At 58.2% G+C, this 24,033-nt stretch carries 28 protein-coding genes; 11 read left to right on the plus strand and 17 right to left on the minus strand.

Translation table 11 applies throughout. From position 1 onward, the window contains the following. Nucleotides 1-259 precede the first annotated feature (259 nt). Nucleotides 260-1,576 (plus strand): gluconate transporter, encoded by a 1,317-nt coding sequence (gene gntT, locus CBW22_RS06540; protein ID WP_021508602.1) that lies wholly within the window; start codon nt 260-262, stop codon nt 1,574-1,576. A 33-nt stretch (nt 1,577-1,609) separates the two neighbouring features. Here the strand turns inward: gntT and CBW22_RS06545 are convergent, their stop codons facing one another. Continuing rightward, complete coding sequence (locus CBW22_RS06545; RefSeq protein ID WP_059010518.1) at nt 1,610-2,692, minus strand: malate/lactate/ureidoglycolate dehydrogenase; 1,083 nt, start codon at nt 2,690-2,692, stop codon at nt 1,610-1,612. Nucleotides 2,693-2,793: 101 nt separating this feature from the next. Beyond that, nucleotides 2,794-3,039 carry a hypothetical protein gene (locus tag CBW22_RS06550; protein WP_021508600.1) on the minus strand — a complete coding sequence of 82 codons (246 nt, stop codon included), beginning with the start codon at nt 3,037-3,039 and terminating at the stop codon, nt 2,794-2,796. A gap of 257 nt (nt 3,040-3,296) precedes the next feature. Between CBW22_RS06550 and CBW22_RS27030 the strand changes: the two genes are divergently transcribed. Then, nucleotides 3,297-3,380 carry a membrane protein gene (locus CBW22_RS27030; RefSeq protein ID WP_017346848.1) on the plus strand — a complete coding sequence of 28 codons (84 nt, stop codon included), beginning with the start codon at nt 3,297-3,299 and terminating at the stop codon, nt 3,378-3,380. A gap of 33 nt (nt 3,381-3,413) precedes the next feature. Here the strand turns inward: CBW22_RS27030 and CBW22_RS06560 are convergent, their stop codons facing one another. Next, nucleotides 3,414-3,599, minus strand: a complete 186-nt coding sequence (locus CBW22_RS06560) for an ECs_2282 family putative zinc-binding protein (RefSeq protein ID WP_058757910.1) — start codon at nt 3,597-3,599, stop codon at nt 3,414-3,416. Between the two features lie 398 nt (nt 3,600-3,997). Here CBW22_RS06560 and pagP point away from each other — a divergent pair, with 398 nt between their 5' ends. The 3 genes from pagP to CBW22_RS06575 all read left to right on the plus strand — a co-directional run bounded on the left by pagP (nt 3,998) and on the right by CBW22_RS06575 (nt 5,714). Beyond that, nucleotides 3,998-4,570 carry a lipid IV(A) palmitoyltransferase PagP gene (gene pagP / locus CBW22_RS06565; protein WP_021508599.1) on the plus strand — a complete coding sequence of 191 codons (573 nt, stop codon included), beginning with the start codon at nt 3,998-4,000 and terminating at the stop codon, nt 4,568-4,570. A gap of 150 nt (nt 4,571-4,720) precedes the next feature. Then, on the plus strand, nt 4,721-4,930 hold the full coding sequence (gene cspE, locus CBW22_RS06570; RefSeq protein WP_010615627.1) for a transcription antiterminator/RNA stability regulator CspE: 210 nt from the start codon (nt 4,721-4,723) through the stop codon (nt 4,928-4,930). 358 nt (nt 4,931-5,288) lie between these two features. Further along, complete coding sequence (locus CBW22_RS06575; RefSeq protein ID WP_021508597.1) at nt 5,289-5,714, plus strand: GNAT family N-acetyltransferase; 426 nt, start codon at nt 5,289-5,291, stop codon at nt 5,712-5,714. Here the strand turns inward: CBW22_RS06575 and CBW22_RS06580 are convergent. Beyond that, nucleotides 5,698-7,053, minus strand: coding sequence for an aminotransferase class I/II-fold pyridoxal phosphate-dependent enzyme (locus CBW22_RS06580; protein WP_088516278.1), 1,356 nt, complete (start codon nt 7,051-7,053; stop codon nt 5,698-5,700). The genes CBW22_RS06575 and CBW22_RS06580 overlap by 17 nt on opposite strands. Nucleotides 7,054-7,189: 136 nt before the next feature. On the opposite strand from CBW22_RS06580, the gene CBW22_RS06585 reads away from it, so the two are divergent. The 6 genes from CBW22_RS06585 to tatE all read left to right on the plus strand — a co-directional run bounded on the left by CBW22_RS06585 (nt 7,190) and on the right by tatE (nt 11,881). Further along, on the plus strand, nt 7,190-8,149 hold the full coding sequence (locus CBW22_RS06585) for a nitrate ABC transporter substrate-binding protein (RefSeq protein ID WP_088516279.1): 960 nt from the start codon (nt 7,190-7,192) through the stop codon (nt 8,147-8,149). A 2-nt stretch (nt 8,150-8,151) separates the two neighbouring features. Next, nucleotides 8,152-8,946, plus strand: coding sequence for a deaminated glutathione amidase (locus tag CBW22_RS06590; protein WP_059010522.1), 795 nt, complete (start codon nt 8,152-8,154; stop codon nt 8,944-8,946). Between the two features lie 22 nt (nt 8,947-8,968). After that, nucleotides 8,969-9,856, plus strand: a complete 888-nt coding sequence (locus CBW22_RS06595) for an ABC transporter substrate-binding protein (protein ID WP_058769431.1) — start codon at nt 8,969-8,971, stop codon at nt 9,854-9,856. Continuing rightward, nucleotides 9,853-10,812, plus strand: coding sequence for an amino acid ABC transporter permease (locus CBW22_RS06600; protein WP_021508592.1), 960 nt, complete (start codon nt 9,853-9,855; stop codon nt 10,810-10,812). The genes CBW22_RS06595 and CBW22_RS06600 overlap by 4 nt, the downstream gene beginning before the upstream one ends. Further along, nucleotides 10,809-11,579: an amino acid ABC transporter ATP-binding protein gene (locus CBW22_RS06605; protein WP_058757904.1), complete on the plus strand. Its 771-nt coding sequence runs from the start codon at nt 10,809-10,811 to the stop codon at nt 11,577-11,579. Before CBW22_RS06600 ends, CBW22_RS06605 begins: the two co-directional genes overlap by 4 nt. A 98-nt stretch (nt 11,580-11,677) precedes the next feature. Then, nucleotides 11,678-11,881 (plus strand): twin-arginine translocase subunit TatE, encoded by a 204-nt coding sequence (gene tatE / locus CBW22_RS06610; RefSeq protein WP_010618871.1) that lies wholly within the window; start codon nt 11,678-11,680, stop codon nt 11,879-11,881. A 78-nt stretch (nt 11,882-11,959) separates the two neighbouring features. On the opposite strand, the gene CBW22_RS06615 is transcribed toward tatE, so the two are convergent. The 13 genes from CBW22_RS06615 to lptE form a co-directional block, all read right to left on the minus strand. Further along, entirely contained in the window at nt 11,960-13,000 is a 1,041-nt protein-coding gene (locus CBW22_RS06615; protein WP_141097296.1) for a hypothetical protein, read from the minus strand. 156 nt (nt 13,001-13,156) lie between these two features. After that, nucleotides 13,157-14,122, minus strand: coding sequence for a lipoyl synthase (gene lipA / locus CBW22_RS06620; protein WP_058757902.1), 966 nt, complete (start codon nt 14,120-14,122; stop codon nt 13,157-13,159). Nucleotides 14,123-14,298: 176 nt separating this feature from the next. Next, nucleotides 14,299-14,949, minus strand: a complete 651-nt coding sequence (lipB, locus tag CBW22_RS06625; RefSeq protein WP_088516281.1) for a lipoyl(octanoyl) transferase LipB — start codon at nt 14,947-14,949, stop codon at nt 14,299-14,301. Between the two features lie 69 nt (nt 14,950-15,018). Further along, on the minus strand, nt 15,019-15,282 hold the full coding sequence (gene ybeD / locus CBW22_RS06630; protein ID WP_010618866.1) for a DUF493 family protein YbeD: 264 nt from the start codon (nt 15,280-15,282) through the stop codon (nt 15,019-15,021). Between the two features lie 93 nt (nt 15,283-15,375). Beyond that, on the minus strand, nt 15,376-16,587 hold the full coding sequence (gene dacA, locus CBW22_RS06635) for a D-alanyl-D-alanine carboxypeptidase DacA (RefSeq protein WP_021508587.1): 1,212 nt from the start codon (nt 16,585-16,587) through the stop codon (nt 15,376-15,378). A gap of 118 nt (nt 16,588-16,705) precedes the next feature. Further along, the gene (gene rlpA / locus CBW22_RS06640; RefSeq protein WP_088516282.1) at nt 16,706-17,806 is read right to left on the minus strand and encodes an endolytic peptidoglycan transglycosylase RlpA; all 1,101 of its coding nucleotides are present in this window, start codon (nt 17,804-17,806) and stop codon (nt 16,706-16,708) included. 10 nt (nt 17,807-17,816) lie between these two features. Further along, the gene (mrdB, locus tag CBW22_RS06645; RefSeq protein ID WP_031279886.1) at nt 17,817-18,929 is read right to left on the minus strand and encodes a peptidoglycan glycosyltransferase MrdB; all 1,113 of its coding nucleotides are present in this window, start codon (nt 18,927-18,929) and stop codon (nt 17,817-17,819) included. Between the two features lie 8 nt (nt 18,930-18,937). After that, nucleotides 18,938-20,842 carry a peptidoglycan DD-transpeptidase MrdA gene (gene mrdA / locus CBW22_RS06650; protein WP_088516283.1) on the minus strand — a complete coding sequence of 635 codons (1,905 nt, stop codon included), beginning with the start codon at nt 20,840-20,842 and terminating at the stop codon, nt 18,938-18,940. Between the two features lie 34 nt (nt 20,843-20,876). Further along, nucleotides 20,877-21,347, minus strand: coding sequence for a 23S rRNA (pseudouridine(1915)-N(3))-methyltransferase RlmH (gene rlmH, locus CBW22_RS06655; RefSeq protein WP_058757899.1), 471 nt, complete (start codon nt 21,345-21,347; stop codon nt 20,877-20,879). A 3-nt stretch (nt 21,348-21,350) separates the two neighbouring features. Continuing rightward, nucleotides 21,351-21,668, minus strand: a complete 318-nt coding sequence (gene rsfS, locus CBW22_RS06660; protein ID WP_021508582.1) for a ribosome silencing factor — start codon at nt 21,666-21,668, stop codon at nt 21,351-21,353. A 92-nt stretch (nt 21,669-21,760) separates the two neighbouring features. Further along, nucleotides 21,761-22,405, minus strand: coding sequence for a nicotinate-nucleotide adenylyltransferase (gene nadD / locus CBW22_RS06665; RefSeq protein ID WP_088516284.1), 645 nt, complete (start codon nt 22,403-22,405; stop codon nt 21,761-21,763). Further along, nucleotides 22,398-23,429, minus strand: coding sequence for a DNA polymerase III subunit delta (holA, locus tag CBW22_RS06670; protein WP_021508580.1), 1,032 nt, complete (start codon nt 23,427-23,429; stop codon nt 22,398-22,400). The genes nadD and holA overlap by 8 nt, the downstream gene beginning before the upstream one ends. After that, complete coding sequence (lptE, locus tag CBW22_RS06675; protein WP_021508579.1) at nt 23,426-24,025, minus strand: LPS assembly lipoprotein LptE; 600 nt, start codon at nt 24,023-24,025, stop codon at nt 23,426-23,428. The genes holA and lptE overlap by 4 nt, the downstream gene beginning before the upstream one ends. Nucleotides 24,026-24,033: the final 8 nt, after the last annotated feature.

Raw genomic sequence — 24,033 nt, forward strand, 5'->3', positions numbered from 1 at the left:
TGGCATAAAACAGCTAGTGTAACCAAAAGCCACGCCGCTGCCGGGGCAAACATTCTGATAACTCTCCGACAAAAAGTTGATCACCTTCGCAAAACAGAAATTCACCCGCTGCACCAGGTGCTTTCCCGTCAATGTTACCCTTAACATGATACCGGTAACAGGATGTCGCATTCTGAAACATCTGGCACTGACAACCCCTTTGTCCCATTACAACAAACCGCTGCCGGTAATACGCCGAGCGCAAAAGTGGAGAAAAATTATGCCATTACTCTATGTGGCAATTGGCGTGGCGTTACTGCTGCTGCTGATGATTCGCTTCAAACTTAACGGCTTCATCGCGCTGATTCTGGTGGCACTGGCGGTGGGCATGATGCAGGGCATGCCGGTCAATAAAGTGATTGGATCGATCAAAACCGGCGTCGGCGGTACCCTGGGCAGCCTGGCGCTGATCATGGGCTTTGGCGCGATGCTGGGGAAACTGCTGGCCGACTGCGGCGGTGCGCAGCGTATCGCCACCACGCTGATCGAAAAATTCGGCCAGAAGCACATTCAGTGGGCGCTGGTGCTGACCGGCTTCACCGTGGGCTTTGCGCTGTTTTATGAAGTCGGGTTCGTGCTGATGCTGCCGTTGGTGTTCAGCATTGCCGCGTCGGCGCGCGTGCCGCTGCTGTATGTCGGCGTGCCGATGGCGGCCGCCTTATCCGTCACGCACGGCTTTCTGCCGCCGCATCCGGGCCCGACCGCGATCGCCACGTTATTCAATGCCGACATGGGGAAAACCCTGCTGTACGGTACGCTGCTGGGTATTCCGACGGTGATTCTGGCCGGACCGGTGTATGCGCGTTTTCTGAAAGGTATTGATAAGCCGATTCCGGAAGGGTTGTGGAACCCAAAAACTTTCAGCGAAGCGGAGATGCCAGGCTTTGGCGTTAGCGTGTGGACGGCGCTGGTGCCGGTGATCCTGATGGCGCTGCGTGCTGTGGCAGAAATGCTGCTGCCGAAAGGCCATGTGCTGCTGCCGTACGCGGAATTTTTTGGCGATCCGATCATGGCGACGCTGATTGCGGTGCTGATTGCCATCTTCACCTTTGGCCTTAACCGTGGCCGCAGCATGGATGAGGTGATGGGCACCATCACTGACTCGATCAAAATCATTGCCATGATGCTGTTGATCATCGGCGGCGGTGGCGCCTTCAAACAGGTGCTGGTGGACAGCGGTGTGGACAAATACATCGCCGGCATGATGCATGAAACCAACGTCTCGCCAATCTTTATGGCGTGGTCAATTGCGGCGGTGCTGCGTATTGCGCTGGGATCTGCCACCGTCGCGGCGATTACCGCCGGCGGCATTGTGGCACCGCTGATTGCCACCAGCGGCGCCAGCCCGGAGCTGATGGTCATTGCCGTCGGTTCCGGCAGTGTCATCTTCTCGCACGTTAACGATCCGGGCTTCTGGCTGTTTAAGGAGTACTTCAACCTGACCATCGGTGAAACTATTCGCTCGTGGTCGGCGCTGGAAACCATCATCTCGGTGTGTGGTCTGCTGGGCTGTTTGCTGCTGTCCGCTGCGCTGTAACCGGCTGAGGCACCGCGCCTCAGCCCCGGCGGCTTACTGCGCTAAGGCGCGGAAGGCCGCCAGTTCGTCCTCAGGCATGCCAGCCTGGCGTGCCGCTGCGCAAATCTGCTGCCAGCTGTTGCTGTCCAGCGGAATGCCCTCGCGTTCACGTGCTGCCCGATTGCGCGTTTCCCATTCGCCCGGCACCAGAATCTCCGCCTCACCACTTTGCGGTGAACGTCTGACCCACGCGAGAAACTCTTCGGCTTCCTGCTGCATCGCCGGTGCGTCAAACGCGTCAGGGTTCAGGATTATGGTAGTCATGCCGTTGAAGATGGCGTCGGTGCCGGAAAGCAGCGTGGCGTCATGCGTAGTGCGACCGCCGGACAGCGCGCCGCCAAGGATTTCGCACATCGTCGCCAGCGCATAGCCTTTGTGCAGGCCGAAGGCGGTCAGCGCGCCATACGGCGACTGATGCATCACGCCCGGATCGGTGGTCGGCTGGCCCTGCGCATCAAGCAAATAGCCCGGCGCGACTGGCTGACCTTTGTTATACGCCACCCGCGTTTTACCAAAGGCGATGCCGCTGGTGGCAAAGTCCAGCAGCAGCGGTTCGCCGTCGCGACGCGGAAACACCGCGCAGAACGGATTGGTGCCGAAGCGGCGATCGCTGCCGTTAAACGGCGCCACCATCGGATCGCCCATCACATTAACGAAGTGAAAGGAGACAAAGCCCGCTGCGGCACACTGCTCCGCCCAGTGACCGATACGGCCAATGTGGTGCGAATGATGCAGGCCGACCGCCGCGAGGCCAAACCTGTTCGCCCGCTCAATGCCGTGCTGCATGGCCTCGTACGCGGCCACCTGGCCAAAGCCTTTCTGGCCATTAAGAGTGAGGACCGCGCCAGCGTCTTTTTCGATGCTGACGTGCTGATTGAGCTGGAGAAAGCCCTGTGTCAGCGAGGCCATGTAGCTCGGTATCATGCCGACGCCGTGGGAGTCATGGCCCGCGAGGTTTGCAGCAACAAGATGGTCAGCCACCAGGCGCGCTTCTTCGGCACTGCTACCGGCATGCAGCCAGATAGCCTGAACAAACTGATGTAAGCGAGAAGGGGAAACACGATGCAGTTCTGTCACGCGGTTAATCTCCTTATGGGGGGAGAGAGCATCCTGCGCTGAAATGGATAATAACCGCAAGTAAGGGCTGATAAAGGGCCACAACACGTGGCCCAACAAACTCAGTGCGGCTGTTCGAAGCCGGCTTTAACCATTTGTTCACGCAGTGCGCGTGCAATTTCACGGTTCCCACCCGTGATCGGATAGATAACGTTGTTGACGACATCGTCAAGATAATGCTCATCAAACTCTTGCAGGGTGAGTTGCGTACCGCCTTCGTCATTAATCGCAATGCTGCCACGAATGTGGCTGCCATGATCCTTTGCCTTGAGGCTGTAACGACCCATGCTGGTATTAATCGTGCTCATATCATCTCCTTGTTACGTAGACATAGCGAACAATTGAGGCCTGCTACAGGCGCTGTAATTTTAGACAATCAGCGCGCTACGCGTGCGGCGGGATAGCAACGTAAGCGATAAGCTGCGACCGGGCTCGCAAAAAAAAAGAGCAGGTAACAGTCTCTGAGGCAAGTGACTGGGATCGCGCTCGCAGCGCCCAGCGAAGCCGGAATAATCATCTATACTGAATGCACGATGCGTTATTTTTCATCCTGAAGGAGCGAACAATGAAAATAATACTGTGGATTATTGCCATCATCTTTATTGTCGGGTTACTGACGATTACTGGTGTGTTTAAACTGATTTTCTGACGCGTTCAGGCACCCGGTGGGTGCCTGAAAACATTATTCAACGTGACGGGCGGCAGAAGCCGAGTGCAGGGATGACAGCGGGATCACATCGCGCAGGCTGATCGGCTTGCCGCACGCGGCGCAACAGGCGCCGTGATGATCGGGATCGTCGACCTTTTCCTTGCCGGGTACTGTATAAAAAAATTTGGCGCAACCGCAGCGGCTGCAACGAATTGTCATCTCAGTTCCTCCTTTCTCCGTCCTGGAGTGATGAGATTTATCTTAATCATCGGGTGAGTTCAATTGATAAATTTTATTAATTTATTCATGAAATCAATTTCTATGGATAAGTTGCTGAATATTAAGTAATCACCCTAAGTAATCATCAACTGAGCAGTGCATTTTCTGCACCTTTTACCCTCTGCGTTTTGTTTATTTGCCGTTTCGACTCCGTTCGCGCAGTGAGGTAAAATTAACCAGCTGATTGCCAGCAGAGCCGGGTGCGACTGGCGCCACTGTGGCGCACGCGCTGTACACGCTCGTGGCATCAGCCATTAACCCACGGCAGCACGGTGCGGCGCGATGTGGCGCTACGCGGTGCCTGCCGGATACAGGATGATTTAACAGGAAGCATTGTTGTGAACTGGCGTATTTCTGCAGCCTTTTGCGGCTGTATTTTGACTTCATCGGTCTCTTTTTCGACACCAGCGGCAACCACAGGCGAAGCGATTAAATCGGGCTGGAATACCTTCTCCGATAACGTGGCGCAAACCTGGACACAACCGCAAAATTACGATCTTTACGTCCCGGCTATCACCTGGCACAACCGCTTTACTTACGATGATGAACACATCAAAAAGTACAACGAGCGGCCGTGGGGCGCGGGCGGTGGCGTTTCGCGCTGGGATGAAAAGGGCAACTGGCACGGCCTGTATGCCATGGCGTTTAAAGACTCGTTTAACAAGTGGGAGCCCATCGCCGGCTACGGCTGGGAAGCGACCTGGCGACCGCTGAACGATCAGAATTTCCATCTGGGCGCCGGTTACACCGCAGGCGTGACGGCCAGGGATAACTGGCGATATATCCCGGTTCCGCTGGTATTGCCGCTGGCTTCGATAGGGTATGGCCCGGCAACCTTCCAAATGACTTACATTCCAGGTACTTATAACAACGGCAACGTCTATTTTGCCTGGTTAAGATTTCAGTTTTAATCTCTGAAGATGCGCAGAAAGTGTGAAGGGCATGGAAAAAATCAATATTTATCACTTTTTCATCAATTCGCGCTGGACAAATGTCACTGCAATTGCTGTACTAGATGCCGACACAGTTTAGTGTCCATTTTTCATGTAAAGGTAATATAGATGTCCAAGATCAAAGGTAACGTTAAGTGGTTTAATGAGTCCAAAGGATTCGGTTTCATTACTCCAGAAGATGGCAGCAAAGATGTATTCGTACACTTCTCTGCTATCCAGAGCAACGGCTTCAAAACTCTGGCTGAAGGTCAGCGTGTAGAGTTTGAAATCACCGACGGCGCTAAAGGCCCATCTGCTGCTAACGTTACCGCTCTGTAAGTTAACAGTCAGAATTTTAAAAACCCGCCTGATGGCGGGTTTTTTTTGTGCTTTTTTCAGCCCTGCCACCAGCTAATAGCCCAGGCGACAATCACCAGCGTACTGAGCGACAGCGCCAGCCATTCATTTAAACAGTGCGGTACCAGATTCTTCATGTGCCATGCCTCGCAGCTTCATTTATGCCAGCATGGCAAAGCAAGATTAAGCCAGCCTTAAGCCAGCGTGACAGCGGCATGACAAGGCACATTCTGCGGCGTCGCTCACAGATAATTCCCGTAACATACTCATAACAAAGCTTACTTGCAGATTTTTCAGCGGCAACGCTATATAACAGCAGTCAGGGAACGGAGGAGGCAGGATGAACATACGTGAAGCACAGGCCAAAGACAGCTTTGCCCTGAGTGCACTGTTAACCGAGCTGGGTTATCGCGGCACGGAAAAATTTATCAGCGATCGGCTGGCGCAATTGTGCGCCCATCCCGACGAGACGTTGCTGGTGGCGGAACACGGTAACCAGGTGCTGGGATTTCTTTCGCTGCACTTTATTCCGCAGCTGGCATTAGCGGGCGATTTCGCGCGCATCAGCTATTTCTGTATCGCCGAGGGCGAGCGCAGTAAAGGCAGCGGCCAGCAGTTGCTGAACCACGCCGAGCAACTGGCGCGCGCCCGCGGCTGCGACCGCATGGAAGTACATTGTCACGCCTCGCGACTGAAAGCTAACCAGTTTTATGCGCGAGAAGGCTACGTTGAATCGCCACGCTATCACATCAAAGATCTGGGCTGATATTAAGCTCGCGTCCACAGGCAATCACTAACGCATCGGCGATGCTGTCGAGTTGATCGGCCGGCAGCCGCGCAATGCTGACGCGAATGAACTGTCCGCTGTTGATGCTGCAGCGTTCGCCTGGCAGCACGGTGATGCCCCGGGCGGCGAGGGTGATCATGGCATACTGCTCTGACGCCACCGGCAACATCACGCTTAGTCCGTCGCGATCTTCCTGTACCAGCCCGCGCCGCGCCAGTGCGGCCAGCAACTGCTGACGGCGCGCGGCATACGTGGTTTTAGCCTGCTGTATGCGCTGCTGGGTGGGCGCATCGCTCAGCATCCAGGCCACCGCATCCTGCAAAATACGGCTGGTCCAGCTGACCCCGAAGTTACGCCACGACTGCAGCCGTTTCACCAGTTCTGTCGTGCCGGATACCACCGCCAGCCGCAAATCCGGGCCGTAGGCTTTGGAAAAGGAGTGCACGTGCAGCGTGCGCTGCGGATAGTGGCGACCGAGACTCCATACCGGCCAGCGCGACAAATCGCCGATGCCATCATCCTCGACAATCAGGGTGGCACTCTGCGCCAGCACCTGCGCCAGCGCTTCGCTGCGCTGCTGGCTGACGCTGTAGCCGGTCGCCGAGTGGGTGCGTGGCTGATAAATGAACATCGCTGGCGCTTTCTGTAAGTGTGTCGCCAGCACCTCAGGCAGCGGTCCCTGCTCATCACCGGGCAGCGGCAGGATCTCGGCACCGATGTTGTCGAGCATATCCAGCAGACGCGTCGCGGTCGGATCTTCAATCACCACCCGATCGCCGGGTGACAGCAGCGTCTGCACAATCAGGTTCATGGCATCAAAGCCGCCATCGGTCGCCAGCCACGCCTCCGCCGGACAGGGCCAGCGCGGCGCAATGGCCGCCTGCAGCTGTGGCGAAATCGCCTCACGCTGATAGCTATTCAGCTGCGGTGACGCCAGCCCGGCCAGCATCGCCGGGCGCAGGTCCGGCAGCAGTGCCGGATCGGGCGCAGCCATCGCCAGCGCGGCTTTGACGTTTTCACCATAGTTGCCAATTTTCTCAAAGCGGACCGGTCGCGGCATCACACTGTTGCCGCACACCCAGATTCCGCTTCGCCCTTTACCCGCCAGCACTTTCTGCTTTTTCAGCTGCGCCCAGGCCGCGGATACCGTGGCCGGACTCACGCCCAACCGCTCCGCCAAATCGCGCACCGCCGGCATCTGCATGCCTACGGCAATCTGTCCGTCGCGTATCAATGTTGACGCGGCGAGGGTAATGCCTTTTACCGAGGCGTCGTTAATCTGCTGGCTGAGCCACTCTGCATCCACAATTTGCGTCATAAGAAAAAGCTTTGTTCAGTAACAAAGAAATGATTGTTCAGATTAGTATTCGCGTTTTAGACTCAAATTCAAGCACAATTTGCAGAAAAAATGCACAGCGCCAGCGTGGCGGCTGAACAAACGGAGAAGCACAACGATGATCACTATCAGACTGGCGGTGCGCGACTGGGATTACTTCACGCCGCTGGCGCTGGGCGATATTCAGCCACAGGGCTTCAGGCTGGTCATTGACCGCGTAGGCACGCTGGTGGATAACCTGGCCAGCAGTGAACACTACGAAGGCGGTGAGGTGTCGTTCAGCCGCTATGCGCAGGCACGGGCGCGCGGCGACAGCTCACTGCTCGGCCTGCCGCACTTTCTGATGCGTGGCTTTCGCCAGCGCTGCATCATCACCACCACAACCAGCCCGCTCACCACGCCGGCCCAGCTAAAAGGCAAAAGAATCGGCGTTACCGGCTGGCAGGACTCCGGTAATACCTGGACGCGCACCGTGCTGCGCGAAGCGGGCGTCGATATCAACGACGCCTTCTGGTTTGCCGGACGCCTGACCGCTGATCATCCGATTGTTGACCGGCTGGCGGGATTTGGTCGCCCGGGCCGCATCGAACCGGCGCCGGACGAGCGTCCGCTGATTGAACTGTTGAAAGCCGGCGAGCTGGATGCGGTGTTCACGCCGTTTATGCCTGAGGGTTTTTTCCTGAAAGATTCCGGTCTGCGCCAGCTGCAGGCGGATTTCGTCAGTGCTGAGCGCGACTACTTCAACCGCGTCGGCTATGTGCCCGGTATTCATCTGCTGGCGCTGAAGCCGGCGCTGGCGGCGGCGCATCCGTGGCTGCCGCAGGCGCTGAGCGAGGTGATCGATCGCGCGTATCAGCTGTGGATGCGCAAACGCGAGAAGTACGCGGATACCACGCCGTGGCTGCTGGATGATTTGCGACGCACCGCGCAGGAATTGCCTGCCGACTGGAATCAAAACGGATTTACCGCTAACAAAAGGATGATTGCCGACTTCGCCCGTGAGCTGTTTCAGCAGGGCTTAACCACAACGTTGCTCTCGCCGGAGGAGATTTTCCCGGCGGCGGCCAGAGGGGAGTGAAGATGAAAGTAGCCATGGGGCAGTTTGCCGTTAGCCGCGAATGGCAGGAGAACACCGCCATTTGTCGCGGTCTGATGCAGGATGCGCTGGCGGCGGGCGCCGATCTGCTGGTGCTGCCGGAAGGCGTGCTGGCGCGCGATATCGCCGATCCCGATCTGGTGTTAAAAGCCGCACAGCCGCTGGATGGGCCGTTTGTCAGTCAACTGCTGGAAACCAGCAAAGGTAACGCGCTGACCACCATGATGAGCGTGCACGTGCCGACGCAGGATAACAAAGCGCACAACGTACTGATTGCCCTGCGTAATGGCGAAATCATCGCGCAGTACGTCAAGCTGCATCTGTACGATGCCTTCGCCATGCAGGAGTCGCAGCGGGTTAATCCGGGTGATGCCGTGCCGCCACTGGTTGAGGTGGCCGGCATGAAAGTCGGGCTGATGACCTGCTACGACGTGCGTTTTCCCGAACTGGCGCGCCGGCTGGTGCTGGACGGTGCCGACGTGCTGGTGCTGCCTTCCGCCTGGGTAAAAGGACCGTTAAAGGAGATGCACTGGGAACTGCTGACCAGTGCGCGCGCGCTGGAAAACACCTGCTACATGGTGGCGGTAGGCGAGTGCGGGCCGCGCAACATTGGTAACAGTCTGGTGATTGATCCGCTTGGCGTGGTGATTGCTAAGGCACCAGAGTGCGCTGCACTGGTGTTTGCCGAACTGGATCCGGCCCGCATCGCCTACGCCCGCAGCGTGCTGCCGGTACTGGAAAATCGCCGCTTTGCCCGTCCGGAATTGCAATCACTTTGACCTGCCTGGGGGAAACTGACTGATGAAAATGCTTTTAACCGCCATCGCGCTGGCGACCGGCCTGACGGCGAGCGTCGCCCAGGCTGCGGACGCCATTCCGACGCAAAAAATGGATCAGGCGCTGCACGATCGACTGCCGGCGCAGATCAAGCAGGCTGGCAAAATGATCTCGGTAAACAACGGCTCCTTTCCGCCGTATGAGATCGTTAACGGGCCGCACTCAATGGATGGCGCCTCGGCCGATCTTACCGTGGCGCTCGGCCAGCTGCTGGGCGTGAAAATTGAACACGCGACGGTGAGCGGTCTGTCCGGCGTACTGGCCGGTATTAATTCCGGACGCTATCAGATGGCCATCGGGCCGATAGGTGATTATCCGGATCGCCAGCAAAAGGTGGACTTCATCGACTACGTGCAGGAGTTCGTGGTGTTTGGCGTGCAGAAGGGCAATCCGGCGCACATCAACGGTCTGGCAGATACCTGCGGCAAGCGCATCGCGGTAATGGCGGCCGGTTCGGCGGAGCAGGTGATCCGCAAACAGTCAGCCGCCTGTGAGGCTGCGGGCAAACCTGCAGTCGTGGTGCAGTCCTTTACCGATCAGCCTTCGTCGATCCTGGCGGTGCGCTCGAAGCGTTCGGATGCCTTCTTCTCCTCGCAGGCGCCGCTGACCTATTTCATTGAGCAGGCGCAGGGGCAACTTGAACTGTCTGGTCAGGGGCAGAAAAACGGCTTTGGCGATATCTTTCAGGGCACGGTCGTTCCCAAAGGCTCGCCGCTGGGTGAGGTGGTGCTGGATGCCTACAAAGAACTGTTTGCCAACGGCACCTACGCGGCCATCATGAAAAAGTGGCAGCTGGACGGCAACATGCTGCCGCAGCCGGGACGTAACCTGGCGCAGGAGACGGCAAAATGAGTGCCGTCGGCCCCAACGCGCGCCCCACGGATCAGGCTGACGTGCCGCAGCGCGACGTCGCTTTTGCCCGTAGCGCGCCCGCGTATGGACGCTGGGTTAGCTGGATCGTAGTCCTGACGCTGGCAGCGAATGGTCTGTGGCTGGTGGCGACCAATCCCAATTTTGAGTGGCACGTGGTGCTGCAGTGGTTTACCGAAGGCTCGGTGCTGAAAGGGCTGCAGGTGACGCTCGGGCTGACGGTGGTGTCGATGGTGCTGGGCACCCTGCTGGGGCTGCTGCTGGCGGTCTGGCGGCTGTCAGAGAATAAACTGCTGAGCGGCGTGTCGGCGCTCTACATCTGGTTCTTTCGCGGTACGCCGCTGCTGGTGCAGCTGATATTCTGGTACAACCTGTCGACGCTGTTTCCCACGCTATCGATCACCGTGCCGTGGACGGACATCACCTTTGCCAGCTGGAATACTAACGATCTGATCACGCCGCTGACCGCCGCCATCGCCGGTCTGGCGCTCAACGAGGCTGCCTATATGGCGGAGATTATCCGTGCCGGCCTGCTGTCGGTCGATCACGGTCAGGTTGAAACCACTCAGGCATTTGGCATGAGCCGCAGCCGCGCGCTGCGGCGTATCATCATTCCACAGGCGATGCGCGCCATTATTCCCCCTACCGGCAACCAGCTGATTAGCATGATCAAAGCCACGTCGCTGGTGAGCGTCATCGCGATGGGCGATCTGCTCTATTCGGTGCAGGCCGTTTACAACCGTACCTTTGAAATCATTCCGATGCTGATGGTGGCGGTGATCTGGTATCTGCTGATTACCTCGATCCTCAACGTCGGCCAGTCAGCCATTGAGCGCTACTACGCGCGCGGCAGCAAACGTACCGTGGTGGTGAACAAACGACGCGCCAGCAGTGACACGGCGCTGGCTGCGGCCCCGCGTTTAAAGGAGGACGTATGAGCGAGATTCAGCCGCTGGTGCGCGCGCGTAATGTGCAAAAGAGCTTCGGTGATAACGCGGTGCTGAAAGGCATCGATCTTGATGTGTTTCCGGGCGAAGTGGTGGTGATTCTCGGGCCTTCGGGCTCCGGCAAGTCGACCTTTCTGCGCTGCATTAATCATCTGGAAGAGATGAATGCCGGCTCGATTATGGTGGGCGACGAGCAGATTGGTTACGCGCTAAAGCGCGGCCTGCTGCATCGCCTGTCGGCGCGGAAAATTGCCCATCAGCGGCAGAAAATCGGCATGGTGTTTCAGCAGTTCAATCTCTATCCCCATATGACGGTACTGCAAAACATCATGGAAGCGCCGATTGGCGTGCACAAGTTCCCACGCGATGAGGTGCTGCAACACGCGCGTGAGCTGCTGGCAACGGTCGGATTGAGCGATAAAGCCGACGCCTGGCCGCGGCATCTGTCGGGGGGACAACAGCAGCGCGTGGCGATTGCCCGTGCGCTGGCGATCAAACCGCTGCTGATGCTGTTCGATGAACCGACCTCAGCGCTGGATCCGGAACTGGTGGGGGAAGTGCTGGCCACCATGCGTACGTTAGCCAATCGCGGCCTGACCATGATTGTGGTGACGCATGAGATTGGCTTTGCGCGTGAAGCCGCCGATCGCGTGGTGTTCATGGATGGTGGCGTGGTGGTGGAACAGGGACCGCCAGAGCAGGTGATTGGCAATCCGCAGCATCCGCGTACCCAGGCGTTTCTCAGCCGCTTTATCTGACCCTGAGATCTCACTCTGTTACAGATTGCAGTTGAGCGTGGTGAATAACTGCGCGTTAATAGTGCTGTCCGTTTTTCGCGAAGGTTGAAAGGTAAAATATGGAAGGTATCAGTATTGCCAAACTGCTGATCATCGGTGCGCTTATCGTACTGCTTTTTGGCACCAACAAGTTACGTTCACTGGGTGGCGATCTGGGTTCCGCAATCAAGGGCTTTAAAAAAGCCATGAAAGATGATGAATCCACCGCAACCAAAAGCAGTGCCGAAGAAACGCCTGCTGAACGCGTCGGCCATAAAGAGTAATCTCTGCGCTGAACGTCAATAAGTGTAAATATTTATTACGTTAAAAAACCAGACTGCCACAGTCTGGTTTTCGTTTTTTTAGTGCCAGACAATGTGATGTTCCAGCGGTTCATCCCAGCCTGGCAGGCTGCCGCCGTGATCGCCGCTGGCGGTCAATATGCTGTCAGCGCTGTGCCACTCATCCAGCCATGCTTCGCTGAAGGTCAGCGGCAGAAGAGCGGGCGCAATATCATCCTGCTGCATCGCCAGTTCCATCAGTGCACAATCAATCGCGCTGAGATCGCTGTCATCAATTGGCGTGATAATAGCGGCAGGCTGCGGCAGTACGGTAATCAACTTATTGTAACGGCTGCTGACATGCCCCTGTTCATCGACGAACTCTGCACTGAATACATGCTGTGCCGCGCTTAAATCGGCGGGCTGAGCGAACTGCCAGTGACCCTGTGCGTCGCCCGTTACCACTTCAATCAGCACATTATCGATATAAATATGCACCTGAGCGCCCGCCGCCAGCGTGCCGCTAAACATTTTCGGCTCACCGCTGTCGTCGTAATCCACCGCATAGTCGTGTTGCTGTATGTCGCGCAGCACAGCCACCTCAGGCAGGTTCAGCGGCTGCCGGGCTGTGGGCGTGGGGACAGCCGACTGGTGGGGCGTCTGATGTTCAGCGGCATACCATGCCGCAGGCAGCGTGCCGACCAGCGACAGCGCCGGGCTGAGCGCCGGAACCTCAGGCAGGCTGTGCCAGACGCTCTCGCCGGCGGCCTGCTGCGCTGGCGGCAGCGCTGGCAGCAATGGCGTTTCATCCGGCGTTACGCTGCGCAGTTCGGTGAACGGCAGTGCGGGCGCGGGCGCGGACGCAGGCTGCGCGCTTTGCGGCAGGTGCAGATGAATTTCGTCGTAGCGGTGGTCGATGCTGATGGCGGTTGCAAGAAACGCCAGTTCGCACGACGCATGGGGCGTCACGAACGGATTAGTGATATCCATGGGCGTGGTACGCGCTTTTAGCGCATCCAGGCTTTCGCCCGACGCGCCGCTTCGCGGTCTACCAGAGGATGGACCTGACACATCCGCCGCCCGCATAAAATCGAGCTCATCGATATGAAAGGATGATTGCATAATCTGACCTTTATGAAAAAACACTGAGAAAATAAAAAATAATAAACAGGCTCTTATGGCCTCAGCGGTTAAAGCGACAGATTTGCGACAGGAATTAAGCTGTTTAAGCAGAATTTTTGCGATTGCGCCGCAGCAGGGCGCAATCGCGGCAGGAGATTACTTCACTTCCAGGCCTTTCGCCTGCATATCAGCGTGATAAGACGAGCGGACGAAGGGACCGCAGGCGGCGTGGGTAAAGCCCATCGCCAGCGCTTCTTCTTTCATCTCATCGAACTCCGCCGGGCTGACGTAACGCTGTACCGGCAGATGGTGACGGCTTGGCTGCAGGTACTGGCCGAGGGTCAGCATGGTAACACCGTGGCGACGCAAATCGCGCATCACCTCGATGATTTCCGCATTGGTTTCCCCGAGACCGACCATCAGACCGGATTTGGTTGGTACGTCCGGATGCGCCTCTTTAAAACGCTCCAGCAGCTTTAGCGACCACTCATAGTTAGCGCCCGGACGCACCTGACGATAGACGCGCGGTACGTTTTCCAGGTTATGGTTGAACACATCCGGCGGCGTAGCCGTGAGGATCTCCAGCGCGCGATCCATACGCCCGCGGAAGTCCGGTACCAGCGTTTCAATTTTGATGGTCGGGCTTTTCTCGCGGATGGCGCTGATGCAGTCAGCAAAGTGCTGTGCACCGCCGTCACGCAGATCGTCGCGGTCCACCGAGGTGATCACCACATAGCGCAGCGCCATATCGGCGATGGTTTGTGCCAGCTTCAGCGGCTCGTTGGCGTCCGGCGCGTTTGGCCGACCGTGTGCCACATCGCAGAACGGACAGCGGCGGGTACAGATGGCACCGAGGATCATAAAGGTGGCGGTGCCGTGGTTAAAGCATTCGGCAAGGTTAGGGCAGGAAGCCTCTTCACACACCGAGTGCAGGCCGTTTTTACGCATCGCCGCTTTGATGCCCTGAATGCGGCTGGAATCCGCAGGCAGCTTGATCTTCATCCACTCCGGCTTACGCAGGATTTCCTGGCGTTCGGTGACTACGGTTTTTACCGGAATCAGCGCCATTTTGTCGGCATCGCGATACTTGACGCCACGTTCCATCTGAATTGGTTTACTCATAAATCTGCAGGTTCCGGTCGGGATTGCGATTTGAAAGCTTCCTCACTCAAACTGAGAACCAGGCTTTCAACTTTATTTGAAAAAATTGCAAAAATTATATCATCTCGCCGGGACAGAAGCAGCCGATAAGCCGTGGCGAAAGTTACAATTTTGTAAATGCGCACGTACGGTCAAGGTCAGCGCGCGGCCTCATCATGCCATTCCGTGTCGCTAAAGCCGGTCAGGCGCGCGAAATGCTGCACCAGGCGCGGTTGCACGTCCGCCGGCGTGATGCCGGGCTGGAAGGCGCTGATCTGCGTCATCTGCATGCCGGCATAGCCACAGGGATTGATGCGCAGGAAGGGCGCCAGATCCATCGCGACATTGAGCGCCAGACCGTGAAACGAGCAGCCTTTGCGGATGCGCAGGCCGAGTGAACAGATTTTCGCATCGCCAACGTATACGCCAGGCGCATCCGCACGCGCACGCGCGCTGATGTCGTAATCAGCCAGCGTAGCGATGACCGTCTCTTCCAGTGCGGTGACCAGCTCGCGCACGCCCAGCTTGCGGCGTTTAACGTCAATCAGTACATACATCACCTGCTGGCCCGGGCCGTGATAGGTCACCTGGCCGCCGCGATCGCTCTGTACCACCGGAATATCGCCCGGCACCAGCACATGTTCGGCTTTGCCCGCCTGGCCCTGAGTAAACACCGCGGGGTGTTCCACCAGCCAGAGTTCATCGGCGGTGGCGTTGTCGCGCCGATCGGTAAAGTGATGCATGGCATCGGAGACGGGCTGCCAGTCGCGCTGGCCAAGCTGACGAACAAGAAGCGTATTAGCAGACAAAGCAGAAGTCCGGTAGCGAGTGGAGGGCAGAGTATAACGCTGGCAAAGCGGCCTTTACCAGCGTCAGCATTACAGCACCATGCGCACGATTTCGATGTTGCCCAGCTCTTCGTACAGGGTTTCCACCTGTTCGATGTGGGTGGCGTTAATGGTGATCGAGACCGAGTGATAATTGCCTTTGCTGCTGGGCTTCACGTCAGGGCTGTAGTCGCCGGGCGCATGACGCTGCACCACTTCAACCACTTGATCAACCAGCTCCGGTTGCGCCAGGCCCATCACTTTGTAGGTAAAAGGCGTCGGGAATTCGAGCAGTTCATTCAGTTTGGTTTTCATATTAACTCCGGTGCATAAAAAACAGGCTCCCGCCGAAGCGGGAGCAATATAGTAGCTTATCTGGGGACGGATTGGCGATTTTTCAAGCGCGCCTTAGCCGAACCAGTGATGGAACATCAGTTTGATGTAATCGATGATGCGGCTGAAGAAACCGCCTTCCTGCACTTCGTTCAGCACCACCAGCGGACGCTGTTCGATGGTTTTACCATCCAGCTGGAAGTTGATGCTGCCCACGACCTGGTTTTTCTGCAGCGGCGCGTGCAGTTCGGTGTTGTTCAGCACGTAACTGGCCTTGAGGTCTTTCATGCGGCCGCGCGGGATGGTCAGGTAGGCATCTTTTTCCACGCCGAGCTGCACGCGATCGCTGTTGCCAAACCATACCGGCTCAGAGGCAAACTCTTTGCCCGCCTTCAGCGGTGCCACGGTTTCGAAGAAGCGGAAGCCCCAGGTCAGCAGCTTTTTACTCTCGGTTTCACGGCCTTTGAAGGTGTGACCGCCCATCACTGCCGAGATCAGACGCATCTGGCCTTCGGTCGCTGACGCCACCAGGTTATAACCGGCGGCTTCGGTGTGGCCGGTTTTGATGCCGTCGACGTTCAGGCTGGTATCCCACAGCAGGCCGTTACGGTTCATCTGGCGGATATTATTAAAGGTGAACTCTTTCTCTCTGTAGACCGCGTACTCATCCGGCACATCGCGAATCAGCGCCTGACCAATCAGCGCCATGTCACGCGCCGTACTGTACTGACCGTCAGCATCAAGACCGTGCACGGTCTGGAAATGGGTATTTTTCAGGCCCAGCGCGCCCACGTAGTTATTCATCAGATTAACGAACGCGTCCTGGCTGCCGGCAACGTAATCGGCCATCGCCACGCAGGCGTCGTTACCGGACTGCAGCACAATACCGCGCGTCAGCTGAGAGACCGGTACGCGATCGCCCGGCTTGAGGAACATCAGCGAGGAGCCTTTGAACACCGGATTGCCGGTTGCCCAGGCATCTTTACCGACGGTAACAATGTCATCCTGATGGATTTTGCCCGCCTTGACCGCCTGGCCGATGACGTAGCTGGTCATCATTTTGGTCAGACTGGCCGGGTCGCGGCGCGCGTCCGCGTTCTTTTCCGCCAGCACTTTGCCGGAGTTATAGTCGATCAGCACGTAAGCTTCGGCATCGATGTCCGGCACGCCCGGAATCATGGTTTTCAGATTAACATCATCTGCAAAGGCAACGTGGCTGAGGGAGAGAGCGACCAGTGATCCCACTGTCAGGCGTTTCAGAAAACGAGAAGGTTTCAGCGTATTCATGTTCAGGACTACAGCATCCGTGGGGTTAAGAGTGAAAAAAGTGCCTTACTATAGCAAAGCTGCCATCGTGCGACATCTGGCTTTATGCCTCAGTGTCAGCAGGCAAGGGCACGGCCCGTCACATTGACGGGCGGGCCGTGGTAATAAAGGAGCTGATCTGCGCTTCAGTGCTCAGACGCTGCTGCAGCGCGGCGGCCTGAGCCCGGCTGCTGAAACCGCCAAGCTGCACGCGATAGACGTTACCATTGGCTTCCACCACGCCGGGTACACCAAAGCGCTGGCCAAGGCTGTCCGCCATCTGCCGGGCGCGAGCGGCATCATTCAGGGCGCCAACCTGTACCACAAAACCGCTGCCGGCATGGGCGCTGGCGTTGTGGCTGGCCGGAGCCGGACTCGCTGCCGCAGCCGCAGCCGGTGCGGCAGGGCTGGCGGCAACCGGTGTGGCCGGCGCGCTGCCTTCCAGTACGCCGCTGGCTAACGGCTGCGGTGCGCCGAGAAAGCCGCTGCTCTGCACCGGTGCACCGATGTTGCCGTTACTCTGCAGTGAACTGTTATCCACCGCGCGAACGTCCTGTGCGGCAGGGGCGTGCGCGCTGCTGGAGCCGGTCATCACCATGCCGCCGCTCAGGTCAGGCCGCGCCGGCAGCGCATAGCTCTGTTTGGCCACGGTGGTGCCGATGGTGCCCGGGCCGGACACCGAACCGTCTGGCGCTACTTTGATGTAATCCACCCGTACGCGGGTGTTATTGGAAATATTCAGGCGATCGCCTGCTGCGCGCGACAGGTCGATAATCCGACCCGGCGTGTAAGGGCCGCGATCGTTGACGCGCACCACAATCTGCCGGCCATTGGCCAGGTTGGTGACGCGCACGTAGCTCGGCAGCGGCAGGGTAGGGTGTGCGGCGCTTAACGCGTCCGGATCGTAGGTTTCACCCAGCGCGGTGCGGTTGCCCTGCGCTTCTTCACCGTACCAGGTTGCCAGACCAACTTCGCTGTAGTTGGACGGATCTTTAATCACCCTATAGGTTTTGCCGTTGACGCTGTAGTCCTGGCTGGTAGAGGGATTGATCGGCTCATAGCGTGGCTCCACGCCGGGAATCTCCACCACCGGGCCATTATAGGCCGGCTGCGGCGGGGCCGTGTTCGTCTGCTGTTCCGGTGTGGAACAGGCAGCCAGTACCAGTGATGCCAGAGCAACCCCAAGCCAGTCCTTACGCATGTGCAGCCTCTTAAACGCTTTTAGATAACATTTTTCGATGAGTGTGGATCGACATCACGATGCCAAATCCGGCCATTAACACAATCAGCGCCGATCCGCCGTAGCTCACCAGCGGCAGCGGCACGCCAACCACCGGTAAGATACCACTAACCATGCCAATGTTAACGAAAACATACACAAACAGAATCAGCATCAGGCCGCCGGACATCACGCGACCAAAGGTGGTTTGCGCGCGTGCGGCAATCACCAGCCCGCGCATGATCAGCAGCAGATAAAGTACCAGCAGCAGCAGGACGCCCACCAGGCCGAGCTCTTCCGCCAGCACCGCGAAGATAAAGTCGGTGTGACGTTCGGGCAGAAACTCCAGCTGCGACTGGGTGCCGTGCAGCCAGCCTTTGCCGCGCAGGCCACCGGAGCCGATAGCAATCTTGGACTGAATAATGTGGTAACCGGCACCGAGCGGATCGCTCTCCGGATCGAGCAGCATCATCACGCGGTCGCGCTGATAATCGTGCATCAGGAAGAACCACAGAATCGGGATGAACGCCGCCACCAACAGCACGGCCACGCCAATCAGCTTCCAGCTCATGCCCGAAAGGAACAGCACAAACAGGCCGGAGGCGGCGATCAGAATGGAGGTACCGAGGTCCGGCTGCGCCGCCACCAGCAGCGTCGGCATGAAAATCAGCACCAGCGCGATGCCGGTGTTTTTCAGCGTCGGCGGGCAGACATCGCGGTTGATGAAGCGCGCCACCATCAGCGGCACGGCGATTTTAGCGATTTCCGACGGCTGGAACCGCACAAAACCGAGATCCAGCCAGCGCTGTGCCCCTTTGCTGATGTGGCCGAAGGCATCGACCGCCACCAGCAAAATCACGCAGACAATGTAGAGGTAGGGCGCCCAGCTTTCATACACGCGCGGTGGCACCTGCGCCATCACCAGCATGATGATGGTGCCCATGGCAATCTGCCCGAGCTTGCGCTCCATCATACCCGGATCCTGGCCGCTGGCGCTCCAGATAACAATGGCGCTGTAGGCCAGCAGGCTGATGATGATCAGCATAAACAGCGGGTCGATATGGATACGCGTCCAGATCGTTCTTTTCTGGGGACTATCGTTCATCGACATCGTTATTCACCTTCGTAGCCGGGCGGCATGGGTGCGGCTTCTGGCAGCACGGTATTGTTGTCGCCCAGCATTATGTGGTCGAGAATCTGGCGCATCACGGTGCCCACCGCCGGGCCGGCACCGCCGTTTTCCAGAATCATGGTGACGGCGACGCGCGGCTTGTCGTACGGCGCGAAGGCGGTCATCAGCTTATGGTCACGCAGCCGTTCGGCAATTTTGTGCGCGTTGTAAGTCTCATTCTCTTTCAGGCCAAACACCTGTGCGGTACCGGATTTCGCCGCAATCTTGTACGGTGCATCGGCAAAGCTTTTATGCGCGGTGCCGTTGGCGCGGTTGGCCACGCCATACATCCCGTCTTTGGCGATCTCCCAGTAGCCGGAATGAATGTCGCCAATCGGCGCATCCGGCGGCTGGCGATACGGCACCATGCTGTTGCCTTCACGGGTGGCGCGCAGCAGGTGCGGCACTTTAATCACGCCGTCGTTAATCAGGATCATCAGCGCTTTGTTCATCTGCACCGGCGTCGCCGTCCAGTAGCCCTGGCCGATACCGACCGGAATGGTATCGCCCTGATACCACGGCTTTTTAAAGCGTTTCATCTTCCATTCGCGCGTCGGCATGTTACCGGGGCTCTCCTGCGGCAGGTCGATACCGGTACGGTGGCCGTAGCCGAATTTGGTCATCCACTCCGACAGGCGGTCGATGCCCATGTCATAGGCCACCTGATAGAAGAAGGTATCCGCCGACTCTTCCAGCGATTTGGTGACGTTGAGGCGACCGTGGCCCCACTTTTTCCAGTCGCGGTAGCGTTTTTCCGAGCCCGGCAGCTGCCACCAGCCCGGATCGAACAGGCTGGTATTGCGGTTGATCACGCCGGCGCTGAGCGCTGAGACCGCCACATAAGGTTTAACCGTGGAGGCGGGCGGATACGATGCCTGCAGCGCACGGTTATACAGCGGGCGGTTCTCATCGCCGAGCAGCGCCTTATAATCTTTACTCGAAATACCATCGACAAACAGATTCGGATCGTAACTGGGTGTGGAGACCAGTGCGAGAATCTCACCGGTGCGCGGATCGCTCACCACCACGGCGGCGCGGCTGCCGGTCAGCAGGGTTTCGATGTACTGCTGTAGTTTAAGATCGATGGTTAGCCAGATATCGCGTCCGGCCTGCGGTGACTGCTCATGCAGCTGACGGATCACGCGGCCGCGGTTGTTGACTTCCACCTCTTCGTAACCGGTTTTGCCGTGCAGCACATCTTCGTAATAGTTTTCGATGCCGAGCTTACCGATATCGTGGGTGGCTGCGTAGTTCGGCCATTTGCCTTCTTCATCAAGGCGCTTGACGTCACGATCGTTGATTTTCGAGACATAACCCACCACGTGCGTCAGCGTCTGGCCGTAGGGATAGTAGCGGCGCTGGTAGCCTTTCACTTCCACGCCCGGGAAGCGGTACTGGTTCACTGCGAAGCGCGCGACCTGCACTTCATTCAGGCCGGTTTTGATCGGAATCGAAGTAAAGCGGCGCGAGCGCTTGCGCTCTTTTTCAAACGCATCGATATCGTCGTCGGTCAAATCCAGCACCGGCCGCAGATCCTGCAGCGTCTGCTTCAGGTCATCGACTTTTTCCGGCACCAGCTCGGCCTGGTAAATGGTGCGATTGAGCGCCAGCGGCACACCGTTGCGGTCATAGATGATGCCGCGGCTGGGGGCGACCGGCACCAGTTTGATGCGGTTTTCGTTTGAACGGGTGCTGTAGTCGTCGAAGCGCAGGATCTGCAGATGATACAGATTGACCACCAGCACGCTGGAGAGCAGCAGGATGCCGACAAAGGCCACCAGGGCGCGGCGGACAAACAGTTTCTGTTCGGCAGTGTAATCGCGAAAAGCGTTGCTCTGTAATTTCATCCGCTGCGTTTATTGTCTGGAGGTTGTCAGGCGTTTATTCACGGTGATAAGGGTGATTAGTGGTAATACTCCAGGCACGATACAGGCTTTCCGCCACCAGCACACGCACCAGCGGGTGCGGCAGCGTTAACGCGGACAGTGACCAGCTCTGCTCGGCTGCCGCTTTACACGCCGGCGCCAGGCCTTCCGGCCCACCAATCAGCAGGCTGACATCACGCCCGTCCAGCTTCCAGCGCTCTAACTGCTGCGCCAGCTGCGGCGTTTCCCACGGCTGTCCGGGAATATCCAGCGTCACAATGCGGTTGCCTTTGCCCACCGCCGCCAGCATCGCTTCACCCTCTTTTTCCAGAATGCGTTTGATGTCGGCGTTTTTGCCGCGTTTACCGGCCGGCACTTCAGTCAGCTCAAACGGCATATCTTTGGGAAAGCGACGCAGGTACTCCATGAAACCGGTCTGAACCCAGTCGGGCATTTTGGTGCCGACGGCGACAAGCTGCAGTTTCAACGTTTAGCTCCAGAGCTTTTCCAGCTCATACAGCTGGCGGCTCTCTTCCTGCATCACGTGCACGATCACTTCACCGAGATCGACCACAACCCAGTCAGCAGCCGCTTTGCCGTCGACGCCGAGCGGTTTCAGGCCTGCCGCGCGCGATTCCTGCATCACATGGTCAGCGATGGAGGAGACGTGACGGTTGGAGGTCCCGGTACAGATAATCATGCAATCGGTGATACTGGATTTGCCCTGCACATCAATCGCAACGATGTCCTGGCCTTTGAGATCATCAATCTTATCAATAACGAACTCTTGGAGTGCTTTGCCTTGCAAAAGGTTCCCCTTAAAAACAGGTGATTATGGGCAGGCTGAATGCCCCGGAAAACGCAGCCAAAAATGAAGCGGCGCAGTATAGCATGCGGCGATCAATCGCGATATAAGCCCGCGCGATCGATGTAGTCGATCACTGCCGCTGGCAGCAGATCGGCGCAGTCCTGGCCATGATGGCGGCGCTGGCGAATCTCAGTGGCAGAAATGTCGAACAGCGGCGTATCGGCCAGCCAGATGTGGCCTGCCGGCGCGCGATGCAACTGCTGCACTTCATGCGCGCGGTGCGCATCCAGCCACTGCTGCATCTCTGGCGTAGCCATCTGCGCGGTGTAGCCTGGACGCTGACAAACCAGCAGGTGACACAGCGACAGCAGTTCCTGCCAGCGATGCCATTTTCCTAACGTTAGCAGAGAATCCTGACCGATGATAAACCCGAGGGGCTGTTGTGCACCGCGCTCGGCGCGCAGGGTTTCCAGCGTGTCCACTGTCCATGACGGCGTGGTGCGCGTCAGCTCGCGCGTGTCGATATCAAACAGCGGACGATCGGCAATGGCGCAGCGCAGCATCGCCACGCGCTGTTGTGCGCTGGCTTCCGGCTGCGGCCGGTGCGGCGGCACGTTGTTCGGCAGCAGCGTCACTTTTTGCAGGCCAACCTGCTGCGCCAGCGCGGTGACCGGACGCAGATGGCCGTAATGAATTGGATCGAAGGTGCCGCCAAACAGCGCGTAAAGGTCAGACATCAGTTAAACCCAGCGGAAAATCACGATGGCACAGCAGCAACGACAGCGTCTCCAGCTGCGGCCACAGATTCTGACCGTAGTCCTGCTTCATGGTCAGTTCGAGTTGAGCCAGCAGATGCACCGCTTGCTGCAGCCGTTGCGCATCCAGTCGCTGCAGCGCTTCAGTGAACAGGGCACGGCGGTTCTGCCAGATACGTTGTTGATCCATCAGCGTGCGCAGCGGCTGCTTCGCCTGCTGGCGTTGCAGCTGCAGTAGCGTCAGCAGATCGCGCTGCAGCGTGCGCAGCAGAATCACCACTTCGCTGTCCTCTTTTTGCAGCTGACGCAAAATGTGCAGCGCGCGTTTGCTCTTGCCGGCCAGCAGCGCATCAACCCAGTGAAACGGCGTGAAATGCGCGGCATCGTTCACCGCTTCTTCCACGCGGGGCAGCGTCAGTTTGCCGTCCGGCCACAGCAGCGACAGCCGCTCCAGCGCCTGGGCCAGCGCCAGCAGATTACCTTCATAACAGTAGCAGAGCAGCTGAATCGCCGCGTCATCAATACTCAGCTGCAGGGCTTTCGCGCGGGCGGCCACCCAGCGCGGCAGCTGCGCCTGTTCCGGCGTCTGGCACGGCACCAGCACCGCACTGGCGCTGAGCGCTTTAAACCAGGCGCTGTTCTCCTGCGCTTTAGTCAGCTTCGCCATCCGCAGCACCAGCATGATGTCGCTGTGCAGCAGCGCCGCCAGTTTCACCAGCTGTTCGGCGATGGCGGCGTTGGGGCCGTTTTCCGGCAGCTGCAGCGTCAGCGTCTGGCGCTGTGTGAACAGGCTCAGCGACTGACAGCTGGCGAAAATCGCCTCCCAGTCAGTTTGCGCATCAACGCTGACGGAAAAATGTTCGTCGAAGCCCTGCTGAGCGGCGGCGGCGCGGATGGCATCTGCGCTCTCCTGAATCAGCAGGGGTTCATTACCGGTGAGAAAATAACAGGCGCGCAGCCCCTCTCGAAGCTGCGCGCGCAGTTGTTCAGGATAGATCCTGATCATTGCAGACTGGTGGCTGACGAGGAGGGCACTTCCGGTGAGTCCGCGCCTGGCGCAATCACTTCAGGTTGCGGCAGCGTCTCTTTGTTGCTCTCCTGCGCGGCGTGTACCGTCAGCAGCTTACGTACCAGCTGCTCGGCGGCACGCTGACGCATCTCCTGCACAATCATATCCTGCTCGGCATCCTTCGCCAGAGCGGCGTTCGGGTTGTCGAAGAACGAACGGTACACCGTGGTGCTGATCGGATAAATGCCTTTGCCCGGCAGCAACACCTGCGCGCTGACGGTCATCACCAGCGAGTATTCGGCGGTGGTGCCGCTGATGAATACCGACGCGGTGTCGCGTCCCTGACTCTCCGCGCCGAGACGCAGCGTCGGGTATTGCGCACTGGCCGCTTTGCTGTCTTCAACGATTTTGACATCGTTGATGCGCAGCTGCTGACGCACGGTGCGCGCCAGCGGGCCATACGGATCGCCGCTCTGGACGATCAGCGTTTTCATTTCCGGTGGCACCTGCGTGGTGCCGCGCGGATGAAAACCACAGCCGGCAGTGACCAGCACTGCCAGCAGGACAAACAGCCTGATAACGAGTTGTCGCACAGTTCCTC

The organism is Pantoea sp. VS1, assembly GCF_002207995.1.
Taxonomy (GTDB): Bacteria; Pseudomonadota; Gammaproteobacteria; order Enterobacterales; family Enterobacteriaceae; genus Pantoea; species Pantoea dispersa.